This is a genomic window from Pseudomonas graminis (genome assembly GCF_004364335.1).
GTDB lineage: Bacteria > Pseudomonadota > Gammaproteobacteria > Pseudomonadales > Pseudomonadaceae > Aquipseudomonas > Aquipseudomonas graminis_D.
In genome coordinates this window covers 106,266-118,049 of sequence record NZ_SOCR01000002.1, presented here as the reverse complement: position 1 = coordinate 118,049, position 11,784 = coordinate 106,266, and the positions used below count along the sequence as shown (strand labels likewise).

Annotated in this window: 11 protein-coding genes; 3 read left to right on the top strand and 8 right to left on the bottom strand. The window is 64.2% G+C overall.

Translation table 11 applies throughout. The features are described from left to right. Positions 1-133: 133 nt before the first annotated feature. Positions 134-931, bottom strand: coding sequence for a CAP domain-containing protein (locus EC919_RS02965; protein ID WP_432213787.1), 798 nt, complete (start codon positions 929-931; stop codon positions 134-136). Positions 932-1,252: 321 nt separating this feature from the next. On the opposite strand from EC919_RS02965, the gene EC919_RS02960 reads away from it, so the two are divergent. Then, complete coding sequence (locus tag EC919_RS02960) at positions 1,253-1,789, top strand: GNAT family N-acetyltransferase (protein WP_133771078.1); 537 nt, start codon at positions 1,253-1,255, stop codon at positions 1,787-1,789. 346 nt (positions 1,790-2,135) lie between these two features. Here EC919_RS02960 and EC919_RS02955 read toward each other — a convergent pair whose 3' ends face one another. From EC919_RS02955 to EC919_RS02925, 7 genes are read right to left on the bottom strand one after another with little or no spacing between them, the layout of a single operon-like run. Continuing rightward, entirely contained in the window at positions 2,136-3,188 is a 1,053-nt protein-coding gene (locus tag EC919_RS02955) for an ABC transporter substrate-binding protein (RefSeq protein ID WP_133771076.1), read from the bottom strand. Continuing rightward, positions 3,185-4,393 carry an NAD(P)/FAD-dependent oxidoreductase gene (locus EC919_RS02950; RefSeq protein WP_133771074.1) on the bottom strand — a complete coding sequence of 403 codons (1,209 nt, stop codon included), beginning with the start codon at positions 4,391-4,393 and terminating at the stop codon, positions 3,185-3,187. The genes EC919_RS02955 and EC919_RS02950 overlap by 4 nt, the downstream gene beginning before the upstream one ends. Continuing rightward, positions 4,390-5,742: an NAD(P)/FAD-dependent oxidoreductase gene (locus EC919_RS02945; RefSeq protein WP_133771072.1), complete on the bottom strand. Its 1,353-nt coding sequence runs from the start codon at positions 5,740-5,742 to the stop codon at positions 4,390-4,392. The genes EC919_RS02950 and EC919_RS02945 overlap by 4 nt, the downstream gene beginning before the upstream one ends. 20 nt (positions 5,743-5,762) lie before the next feature. Further along, positions 5,763-6,053, bottom strand: coding sequence for a (2Fe-2S)-binding protein (locus EC919_RS02940; RefSeq protein WP_133771070.1), 291 nt, complete (start codon positions 6,051-6,053; stop codon positions 5,763-5,765). Positions 6,054-6,108: 55 nt separating this feature from the next. Further along, positions 6,109-6,903 (bottom strand): ABC transporter permease, encoded by a 795-nt coding sequence (locus tag EC919_RS02935; RefSeq protein WP_133771068.1) that lies wholly within the window; start codon positions 6,901-6,903, stop codon positions 6,109-6,111. Between the two features lie 3 nt (positions 6,904-6,906). Then, positions 6,907-7,770, bottom strand: coding sequence for an ABC transporter permease (locus EC919_RS02930; RefSeq protein WP_133771066.1), 864 nt, complete (start codon positions 7,768-7,770; stop codon positions 6,907-6,909). Further along, positions 7,767-8,795, bottom strand: coding sequence for an ABC transporter ATP-binding protein (locus EC919_RS02925; protein ID WP_133771064.1), 1,029 nt, complete (start codon positions 8,793-8,795; stop codon positions 7,767-7,769). Before EC919_RS02925 ends, EC919_RS02930 begins: the two co-directional genes overlap by 4 nt. Before the next feature lie 248 nt (positions 8,796-9,043). On the opposite strand from EC919_RS02925, the gene EC919_RS02920 reads away from it, so the two are divergent. After that, a complete protein-coding gene (locus EC919_RS02920; RefSeq protein ID WP_133771062.1) occupies positions 9,044-9,880 on the top strand; it encodes an IclR family transcriptional regulator in 837 nt (278 codons plus the stop codon). 266 nt (positions 9,881-10,146) lie between these two features. Next, on the top strand, positions 10,147-11,766 hold the full coding sequence (locus tag EC919_RS02915; RefSeq protein WP_133771060.1) for a methyl-accepting chemotaxis protein: 1,620 nt from the start codon (positions 10,147-10,149) through the stop codon (positions 11,764-11,766). Positions 11,767-11,784 lie beyond the last annotated feature (18 nt).

The window sequence follows — 11,784 nt, the reverse complement described above, 5'->3', positions numbered from 1 at the left end:
GCCCGCGCTGAAGCCGCCGTCCACGGTCAGGTTCACGCCGTTGATCATCCCGGCGCCGTCGCTGAGCAGAAAGGCGATGGTGGCGGCGAACCCGTAGGGACCACGCGCCAACTGTCATCGCTTCGTCGCAGGTTTACTGCACCCCGAACAGCGCCGTCCAGTAAATGCCGGCGTCGCTTTTCGGGTCGGTGGCGTACGCCGCGCCAAGGTCATGGAACTGCGGGTTCATGAGGTTGGCGCAATGGCCGGGGCTGGCCAGCCAGCCCTCGACCACCTTGCGCGCATTGTCCTGTCCGGCGGCAATGTTCTCGCCAATCTGCTGGCCGATGTACCCGGCCAGCTCTGCACGGTCTCCCGGTGTCCCGCCGTTGCGACCCTTGTGATCGAAATAATTGTTGTTGGCCATGGAGCGCGAGTGGCTTTCGGCTGCGCTCATCAGGGTGTCGTTCCACACCAGCGGCGCGGCCGCGGAGAACGACTGAGCGCCACATTGCTGCGGTTGCTTGCGCGCTTCATTGATCAGGCCCAGCAGTTTCTGGCCCTCGGCCTGGGCATTACCCAACCCGCCCGCCAGCAGTGGGCGGGCCAGCACGATGCGCCAGTCGCGGTCGTTGTGGCTGACGCCGATGTCGACGAACTGCGGATTGAGCACCACCTGACAAAAACTTTCCTGAATCGCCGCCATGGCCGCTTGCGCGTCGCGCGGGCCCGAGAGGGTGATCGCCTGGACGCTGACCATCGGATACGACGCCCGGGCCAGCATCGGCTGCAGATCCACCGTGCCACTGGCGGGCAGGTTCAGGCGTGGGTCGCTGTTGAGCGGCGGCAGCTCGGTCGACGCCACGTTGGCGCAAGGCTGGGCCTGGCTGCGGTAGGTATTGATTGACTGGATCAGCTGCGTTTCTTCGCTGGCCACGGCCGTCTCTGCCATCAGCAGCGCCAGGGGCACAACAGCGAGACACTGGATGAATGATCTGAAACGCATGGAAATCTCCCTCGAACTGACGCGCCCACGGTGCGCGATTTTACCTGTCGCGAAATAGTCTGAGCCGCACAAACCGTGGAGGTTGCAGCGATGAGCAGGGTTTTTGCAATAGCCGGCGTGAAAACCCGTTGTTTCGCCCCATGCTGCACGCCGCTGGGTGACCGAACGGGCGCCAAGGGCGAGGCGTTTGTTTCTTCTGCGCCCGGGCGGTAGTCATCACGCGGGCTGCCACACATAATCAGCCCTCAACCCTGCAGCGTGACTTCGATGACCACCACCATTGAGCGACTGACCCCGGAATATGCCTCCGCTTATCGAGCCCTGATGCTTGAAGCCTATGCCCTCCATCCTGATGCGTTTACCTCCGACGTCGGCGAGCGCGAGGCCTTGCCGATCAGCTGGTGGGAGAAACGGCTCGTGGTCGGGCCTGAGGCGACGGAGGTGGTATTCGGCGCCGTTGAAGACGGGAGGTTGCTGGGGGTTGCCGGCCTTTCTGTTGAAACCAGGAAGAAAGCGCGCCACAAATCCACGCTGTTCGGCATGTACGTTCCCCACGCGCATCGGGGGAAAGGCGTCGGGCATGACCTGGTCTGCAGCGTATTGGCCTATGCCCGGAGCCAGCCGCAGCTATTGCTTGTGCAGTTGACGGTTACCGAAGGCAATCGCGGCGCGCAGGGCTTGTACGAGCGGATGGGCTTCGTCCCGTTTGGTATCGAGCCGTACGCGGTGGCGGTGGGGGATCAGTACGTGTCTAAGGTGCACATGTGGTGTGAGCTGCGGCGCTCCGGGTCAGAGGCCGGCTAAAAGTCAGTCCTACTGACGGCGTGCGGTCCCTCCTGACACTACGCGGACACCTGTAGGAGCGCGCTTGCCCGCGAAGAGGCCAGTGCATCCGCTGCATCTTTAGCGTCTGCAGTACCGCCTTCGCGGGCAAGCGCGCTCCTACACAGTCATGCGCCAGCGGTGGATTGCATCCCTTCATTTGTGGCGTGGCGCCTGACGCTTTCCCGGCTGAAGCCGATCCCACTATTGGATCGCGGTCGATGAGTAGGACTGGCTTTAGCCGGGAAGAGGCCAGTGTGTACACCCTCCATTTTGCGGTATGGCCTGCAACGCTTTCCCGGCTGAAGCCGGTCCTACTAAATCGCGTCTACCGCTCGATCGAGCGGCTCCAGCGGGCATTCCATTCCGGACGGACCTGATTGACTTGATCCCAATCGATGGTCACGGCGGTTTCCAGGTACTTGTTCATGGCCTCCACCTGACCGCGGGTCTTGTCGGTGGTCGGGGTTTTCGGGTTGGACGGGATCTGGTCGCCCATTTCCAGGGCCGGCGCCTGGGCTTCCGGGGTCAGCAGGAAGGCCGCGAGTTTCTGCGCCAGTTCCGGCTGATCGTTGTTGGCGATGGTGCATTCGGCCACGTTCAACACCACACCACCTTCCTTCGGCGGCGCGTATTCCACCGGCACGCCCTTGAGCTTGAGCGCGGTGACCTGGGTCGGCGTCAGCGGGAACAGCGCCGCTTCGCCGGTCTGCACCATCTCCGAGATCTTCGCCGAGCTGGCGATGTACTCGAGCACGTTCGGCCCCACCGTCTTCGGCCATGCCTTGAAACCCGGCTCGACGTTGGTTTCGTTGCCGCCCTGCAACCGGTTGAACATCAGAAAACCGTGCAGCCCGAAGGTGGATGAGGCCAGCGACTGAAACACCAGCTTCTCCTTGTACTTAGGATCTGCCATATCGGCCCAGGACGTCGGCGCGCTCCAGCCGTTGTCCTTGAACATTTTGCTGTTGTAGGCCAAGCCGGTGACACCCAGGCTCACGGCCACCGCTTCTTCCTTGATCTTGCCCTTGGCCGGAATGTCCGCCAGGCTCGGGCTCGGATTCAATTTGCCGCACAGGCCCATGGAGATGGCGCGGTACATGATGCCGTCGTCGAGGAACATCACGTGCATCTGCGGGTTGTCCTTGCTGGCCTGGGCCTTGGCGAGGATGTCCGAGGACGTGCCCGGCACGATCACCACCTTGACGTTGTTGGCCTTCTCGAACGCCGGCAGCACATGGTCGGCGTACAAGCGCTCCATGGTGCCGCCGTTCATGCCCAGGTACAGCGTCGGTTCGGCCTGTACGGGCATCGACGCAAGAACAGCAGCGAGCGGCAGGCAAGACAAGCCGGTCAGGGCAACACGTTTCGTGTGAGTCATGGGTTCGACCTTCCTCTGAACAATGGAATGACGTTATCGGTGCCGGACGGCACGACGATGGCGGGCGATGAAGTGTGCGGTTGCGATTGCAGATGTGTTTGAAAGCGTGTGATCGAGAACGGCGTCAGGTCGATGTTCGAGGCCCCGACGCAGACACGCTGTGCCAGCGCTTCGCCCGCTGCCGGACCAATCTGAAAACCCGAGCCGGCAAAGCCGAAGCCGTGCAGCAAACCGGGTTGGGTCGAACTGGCACCCAACACCGGCTCGCGGTCGGGTAAATAACCCTCGGTGCCGCTCCAGGTGCGAATGGCCTGGGCACCGGCCAGCGGCGGATACAGCTCAACGGCGTTGCGCAGGATCTCCAGAATCGCCGCCTGACCGGGACGGGCGGTGGCCGGATCCAGCGCAAAGCCCTGGCCGCCGCCCAGCACGCAATTGCCCCGCGCCACCTGCCGCGCATAAATCCCGCCGCCCTCGACACCGGTGCTGACGTCCATGAACATCGGCAGCGGTTCGGTCACCAGCATTGCCGGGTGGCCCGCGCGCATCGGCACCGGCTCGCCGAACTGCTGGGCCAGTTGAGCGGCCCAGGCGCCGGCGCAATTGAGCAGCCATGGCGCGCGGAAGCTCAGGCCGCTGGCGGTCCGCACCAGAAAAGTCTGCCCGTCGTGAGAGACCTCACTGACGTGGGCTTGCTCGAAGGTCTGGGCACCGGCCCGGCGGGCGGCAACGGCAAACGCCGGGGAGACGAGGCGCGGATTGGCATGGCCGTCGTCGGCGCACAATGAAGCGCCCACCGCCACATCACCGGCCCAAGGGAAGCGCGCGCGCAACCGGGCGTGATCGAGCAGCTGCAACTCCATGCCAAACCCGCGCGACGCCTCCTCATATGCGACCAGCGCGGCCATGTCCTTGTCACTGCGGGCCAGCTTGAGATGCCCGGAGCGCATGTATTCGCCGTCAGTGCCGATGAATGCGCGCAGGTCCCCCCAGATTTCATGGGCGCGCCGGGACAGCGGCAACTGCGACAACGGACGGCCCTGACGCCGCACGCCGCCATAATTGACGCCACTTGAGTGGGAACCGAAAAAATCCCGTTCCAGCAACGCCACGCGTTTACCGCTCAGGGCGAGAAACAGCGCCGCCGACGCACCAACAATCCCGCCGCCAATCACCACCGCATCCACTTCTACGGGCTGGCTCATTGGTCTGCCTCCACGCCAAACGGCAGCGGCTTGATCGGCGCCTGACCGCGCAAACGACCCACGCTGGCGATGTCCCGCCCTGAAGCCTGAGCGACGATTTCCGTCGCGGCCACCCCGCACATGCGCCCCTGGCAGCGGCCCATGCCGACCCGGCACATGGCCTTGACCCGGTTGATTTCCCAGTGACCGTCGGCCACGGTCTGACGGATGTCGCCGGCGCTGACTTCCTCGCAGCGGCACACGGTCAGGCTGTCCGGCGCCTTGGCCGCCCAGTCTTCGGGGAAGGGGAACGCCGTTTCCAGTCCCTGGCGAAACCGCTGGATGGCTTCCAGCTGCCGCTGCAATTCGATGCTGCGGGCGCGGTCGATGCGGTAGCCGATGTCGCCGAGCAAGGTCAGCGCCGCCAGCTCGCCGGCCACTTCGGCGGCGTCGGCGCCCATGATCCCGGCGCCGTCACCCGCCAGATAAACACCCTCGACGCTGCTGCGGCCGGCGGCGTCGCGGGTGGGCAACCAGGCCCTGTTCAACGCGCTCCAGGCGAACTCGCAGCCGAGCAGATCGGCCAGTTGGGTTTCGCTGCGCAGGGCATGGGCGAACGCCACGGCGTCACAGGCGAGGTTTTTCCGTTGTTGGCCCTGTTGCCAGCTGACCCCGCTGACCCGTCGCTCGCCCTGAATCTCGTGCAGATGAACGCCTTGGTGCACCGGCACGCCGTGGGCCGTCAGCCAGGCGCGGTAATAAAGCCCTTTGGCCAGCGTCGAGGGTTGCCCTAGCAGCGCGGGCAGGGCGCGGGTCTGGGCGGAAAAGGGCGAGCTGTCGAGCACCGCCGCCACCGTCGCGCCGGCTTTGGCGTATTGATACGCCACCAGATACAACAGCGGCCCGCTGCCGGCGAAGACCACGCGCTCACCGATGGCGCAGCCCTGAAACTTCAGCGCGATCTGCGCCGCGCCAAGGCTGTAGACACCGGGCAACGTCCAGCCCGGCACCGGCAGGATGCGGTCGGTGGCGCCGGTGGCCACGATCAGATGCTTGAACGGCACCTGCGCCGCGCGGCCGTTGTGCAGGGTGTCGAGGGTGCGTGTTTCGGCGTTCCACACCAGCGTCTCGGGGCGGTAGTCGATCTCGCTCTGTAACTGATCGAGGGTGGCGTGGACCGACTCGGCTTTGCCCGCTTCGAATCCGTACAGGGCCTTGGCCGAGCGCTTGAAGTGCTCCGGCTGGCGACGATAGACCTGACCGCCGCCGCGCAGGCTTTCATCCAGCAGACATGGACGCAGGCCATGGGCGAGCAGCGTCTGCGCCGCGCGAATGCCGGCGGGGCCAGCGCCAACGATGACGGTGCTCATGGCTTGACGTGGCGGCGCGGTCATAGGCTGCGCCCCGGCTCGCGACTGACGCACACGCCGGCTTCCAGCAGCGTCGAGCAGGCCCGCACCCGGCGACCGTCGCCCAGTTTCACCCAGCAGTCCTGGCACGCGCCCATCAGACAGAAACCCGCACGGGGTTCGCCGTTGAAATCGCTTCCGCGCAATGAATCCTCCGCCGTCAGCACCGCCGTCAGCAATGTATCGCCCAGCAACCCGCTGGCCGGCCGGCCGTCGAGGGTGAAGGGCAGCACGGCGCGATCGCGTTCGGTCAGTCGTTTCAGCAACGCCATGGTGCGCGCTCCTTCAGGCACTCTTCATTGGACAGATGGGTGAACCGAGCAGTCATCAATGCCTCCCCACCAGCACACGGTCCAGGCCATACACCCGGTCGAGGATGATCATGGTCGCCGCCGTCAGTGCGATCACCAGCGCGGACACGGCGGCCATCATCGGGTCGATGGATTCGGTGGCGTACACGTACATGCGCACCGGCAGGGTCTGGGTCGAGGGCGAGGTGACGAAAATCGACAGCGTCACTTCATCGAAGCTGTTAATGAACGCCAGCAGCCAGCCACCGGCGACGCCGGGCAGGATCATCGGCAGGGTGATCAAACGAAACAGCGTGAAGCGGCTGGCACCGAGGGATTCAGCCGCCTGCTCGGCGCTGCGGTCCATGCCGATGGAGGCCGCGATCACCAGCCGCAGCACGTACGGCGTGATCACCACCACGTGGGCGAACATCAGCCAGACGAAACTGCCGTTCACCCCCATCAGCGCGAACAGGCGCAGCATCGCCACCCCCAGCACCAGATGGGGAATGATGATCGGCGACAGGAACAGGCCGTTGAGAAAGTCGCGACCGGGGAAGCGGTAGCGGGTGATCGCCAACGCCGCCGGCACTGCGATCAACGTCGCCAGGGTGGCCGCGACCACCGCCAGAATCAGGCTGTTATAGAACGACTGAATGAAATCAGCGCGCTCGAACACCGCCCTGAACCAGCGCAGGGAAAACCCGTGCCACGGCAGGCTCAAGGTATTTTCCGGGGTGAAGGCCACCAGGCACACCACCACCAGCGGCGCCAGCATGAACATCACTACCAGGGCATGAAAGGACAGGGCCAGAGGGCCGTTCTTGGACATCGCTCATTCCCCCAGGGATTTTTTATAGCGGCCTTCAACCAGCCGGTTCCACGACAGCATGACCAACAGGTTGATCAGCAGCAGCGCCACGGCAATCGCCGCGCCCATGGGCCAGTTGAGTTCCGAGAGGTATTGGTCGTAAACGACGGTGGCGACCATTTTCAGTCTGCGTCCGCCGAGCAGCCCGGGAATGGCGAACGAGCTGGCGGACAGGCCGAAGACGATCAACGTCCCCGACAGCACGCCCGGCATCACTTGCGGCAACACCACCATCCTCATCACTTGCGCCTGGGTGGCGCCGAGGGACAGCGCGGCCTGTTCGGCAGAGGTGTCGAGCTTCTGCAGCGAGGTCCACACCGGGATGATCATGAACGGCAGCATCACGTGGACCAGCGCCAGAATCACTGCGAACGGCGTGTACAGCATTTTGACCGGACGCCCGCCAAGGGCCTGTATCGCTTGATTGATCAAACCGTCGGCGCCCAGCAACAGGCTCCAGCCAAACGCCCGCACCACCACCGAAATCAGCAGCGGCGTGAGGATCAGGATCAGGAAAATCGAGCGCCACGGGGTGCCCATGCGGCTGAGGATGTAGGCCTCGGGTACGCCGATCACCACGCACAGCAGGGTCACCAGGGCGCTGATCCAGAAGGTGCGCAGGAAGATCTCGTAGAAGTAGGAATCGGTGATCAGATTGGCGTATTGCGCCAGCGTCCACTCACCGCCCTTGACCCCGACTTCGTAGTCGAACACGTTGAACGACAGCACCAGCGTCAGCGCCAATGGCAGCAACAGCAGGCCGGAAAACAGCGCCAGGGCCGGGGCCGACAGCAAGTAGCCGCGGCCGGTGTCGCGCAGCACACTCATGCCCGCACCTCATCGACGCTCAACACCCGCAGCAGATCCGACGGCCAGTCCAGTCCCACCGCGAAACCTTCGTTCATCGGCGCATCGCCATCGTTGCGGCGCACCACGGTGATTTCGCCGATGGGCGTTTCGATGCGGTACAGCCACTGGCTGCCGAGGAAGTAGCGCATGACCACGCGCCCTTGCAGGCGGCCGGTCCTGGCAGGCACCAGATCGATTTTCTCGGGACGAAGGCTCAGCACCAGTTCGCCGTCGCCGGGCTCATGTCGCACCTGGGCCGCGCCGCTGGCATCGCGATCGCCGCGCAGCAGATTGGCCTTGCCGACGAAGCCGGAGATGAAACGGGTACGGGGGTGTTCGTAGAGGTGGTAGGGCTCGTCGATCTGGGTGATGCGCCCGGCCTGCATGACCACGACGCGGTCGCTGATGGACAGCGCTTCGGCCTGGTCGTGGGTGACCATCAGCGTGGTGATGCCGACTTCGCGCTGGATGCGGCGGATTTCGAATTGCATCTCTTCGCGCAGATTGGCATCGAGGTTGGACAGCGGCTCGTCCAGCAGCAACACCGGCGGCTCGATCACCAGCGCCCGGGCCAGGGCGACGCGCTGACGCTGCCCGCCGGACAGCTCGCGGGGGTAACGCTCGGCATGGGGCGTGAGGCGCACCAGTTCCAGCACCCGGGAGACGCGGCGCTCGATGTCGGCGGCGGAGACTTTGCGCATTTTCAGGCCAAAGGCGACGTTGTCGCGCACGGTCATGTGCGGGAACAGCGCGTAGGACTGGAACACTACGCCGAGGCCGCGACTGGCCGGTTTGGCGTGGGTGATGTCGCGGCCGTCCAGCAGGATGCGGCCGGCGCTGACATCCACGAAGCCGGCGATCATTTGCAGGGTGGTGGTTTTGCCGCAGCCGGAGGGGCCGAGCAGGGAGACGAATTCGCCTTGCTCCACGGAAAGGTCAGTGGCCACGACGGCATCGACAGGGCCATAGCGCTTGCACAGTGCCTGGAGTTCAAGAAAAGCCATGGCTGCGTTCCACCTTTTTTTACGTGCGCACCGCAGGCGCGCGTTTTTTATGGGCAGATGCGAAGAGAAGTGCTGCGTGTGACCGTGGACGCTGGCGCTCGATCAATGTCGGCTGCCGCTGTTATTCAAATCGCCCTGTGGACCGATCCTAGGCCCAAGACTAGGATGCGCTCAACGAGCAATTTCATTGAGTGAGTAGTTTTTTCGGATTCATTCATTCAGCGAAAAGAAATGAGGGTTGGCGCGCAATGAATTCCACTGAGCGGAAGAGTGACGAGAAAGAAACGGGCGTAAGCGCAGTCTCTCGTCTGTTTGCCGTGCTGCGCGCGCTGGGCGATTGTCCGGACGGTAGCGAACGGGTGACGCAACTGGCGCAGCAGGTCGGACTGTCGCAGCCGACCACCCACCGCTTGCTGCGCAGCCTCATGGACGAGGGCATGGTCGAGCAGGACCTGCGCAGCAAGCGTTACCGCCTGAGCCTGGAGTTCTTCGCCCTGGCAGCGCGGGCCGGGCAGTCCGGCAACTTGCGCGACGTGGTGCGTCCCAGTTTGCTGCGCCTGTCGGCCTCGTTGGGGGACTCGTTGTTTCTGCTGGCCCGCAGTGGTTTCGATGCGGTGTGCCTGGACCGCAGCGAAGGGCCGTACCCGATCCGCACCTTCACCGGCGATATCGGCGGCCGCGTGGCGCTGGGCGTGGGGCAGGGCAGTCTGGCCATCCTGGCGTTCCTGCCGGAAGAAGAACGCGAGACGGTGATCCGCTACAACCTGCCGCGCCTGCGGGATTTCCACCTGTACGACGAAGTGATGCTGCGCTCTGAAATCGACACGGTTCGGAGTACCGGCTATGCCGCGCGCAATACCGGCGTGCTGGAAGGCATGGCGGGGCTGGCGGTGCCGATTCTTGATCGGGATGGCCGGGCGGTGGCGGCGTTGAGCGTGGCAACCATCAGCGACCGCCTCAGTGCAGACCGCATGCCCACGGTGGTGGACATGCTCAAGCGCGAGGCCACGGCGATCAGCCAGAAGATCAATCCGTTCGATCCGGTGTTGCGCAGACCCTCCCAAGTATTCGGCCAGCGTGAGTGATCGCTGTTTTCTGCCTATTCATCTGAATGCTGTGCGACACGTTTAGACAGCCGTTTGATTGGGCTGCAGGCCCCGTCGTTAGTGCTTTTCAGCCGTCCGTCGGATCCCCCGGGCCGCACTTCAAGAAGCCCCGCGCGAGGTCGAATCACTCTGTGTAGGCGCCTCGTTTTCGGACCGCTCCGACGCGATGGCACAGGGATGTGGCAAGCCGCAAAAAACTCCGGGTGATCCTCGGAGCAGGTTGTCCTCCCTTTTGAGATCCTCGTATGTCCAAATCCCTGAGATTGCAGATCCTCGCGCTGCTCAGCGGCAGCCTCGTGCTGGTCGTGCTGATTGCCCTCGCGTGTTTCCAGTTCCTGTCCAGCAACGTTCACGCTTATCGCGGTCTGCTCGAAGGGCCCTTGCACGCTTCGCAACTGGTCGATCAGGCCAACCTGCAATTCAAGGTTCAGGTGCAGGAGTGGAAGAACGTGCTGCTGCGCGGCAAACAGCCGGCCGATCGCGACAAGTTCTGGGCGCAGTTCGAAGACCAGGAACGTCAGGTGCAGGACACCCTCGGCAACCTCAGTGCAATGGAGGGGCTGGACCCGACCACCAAAACCCAGGTCGATGCGCTGCGCAACGAGCACCGCACCCTTGGCGTGGCGTACCGTAAGGGCCGGGACGCCTACATCGCCGCCGGTGGCGATCCGGTGGCCGGGGACATGGCTGTAAAAGGTGTGGACCGCGCCGCCAGCGAGCAGATGACCGGCCTGGTGGCTGGCCTGCGCAAACAGAGTGACGAGCAGTCTAAAATCCTTAGCAGTACCGCCGACCGGACCATCCTGATCGGCACGCTGGTCATGCTCGCCTCGGCGTTGCTGGTGGGCGTGCTGACCTTGTGGATGGTCAACCGCAACATCGTCGCTCCGATCCGTATGCTCATCGACTACGTCGCGCAATTGAGTCAGGGCAAGTTCAGTGACCGCGTCAGCATCACCCGCCAGGACGAGCTGGGCCGTCTGGCCGTCGCGGCGAATACGCTGCGGGATTTCCTCGCCGACACCTTCACCCGCCTCAAGCGCAGCACCACCGACCTGGACAGTGCCGGCGGCGAGCTGAAGGCAATTGCCGCGTTGATGGCCCAGGGCACCCACGAGCAGTTCGAGCGCACCGACCAGGTGGCGACGGCCATGACCGAAATGTCCGCCACCGCCCAGGAAGTCGCCCGTCATGCGGCTCAGGCGGCCCAGGCCGCTGACGAAGCGGATCGCAGTTCCCAGGAAGGCAGCAAGGTGATGGGCGCAACGATCACAGCGATCACCCAGATGCGCACCGAGATCAGCAACACCGCCAACGTTATTCGTCGTCTGGAAACTGACAGCGGGCGGATCGGCAAGGTCCTGGAAGTGATTCGCGGCATCGCCGAGCAGACCAACCTGCTGGCGCTGAACGCGGCCATCGAAGCGGCTCGCGCCGGCGATGCCGGACGCGGTTTTGCGGTGGTCGCCGACGAAGTGCGCACGCTGGCCCAGCGCACTGCGGCGTCGACGGCGGAAATCAACCAGATCATCAGCTCGGTGCAGACCGGCGCCGTGGATGCGGCCCAGGCCATTGAAAGCGGGCAGGCACGCAGCCAGGAAAGCGTCGATCAGGTTGCGCTGGCGGGCTCCTCGCTGGAACGCATTACCTCGGCTGTGGAAGCCATCCGCGACATGAACCGCCAGATTGCCACGGCGGCGGAAGAGCAGACGTCAGTGGCCGAAGACATCTCCCGCAACCTGACGGAAATCACCGCCATTGCCACCACCAACCAGGACAACGTCCAGCGCACCCAGACCGCGAGCCAGGATCTGAGTGTGTTGTCGGCGGGCTTGAATGACGTGATTTCGCGGTTGAGTGCGTAGAACTCATATGTGCATACC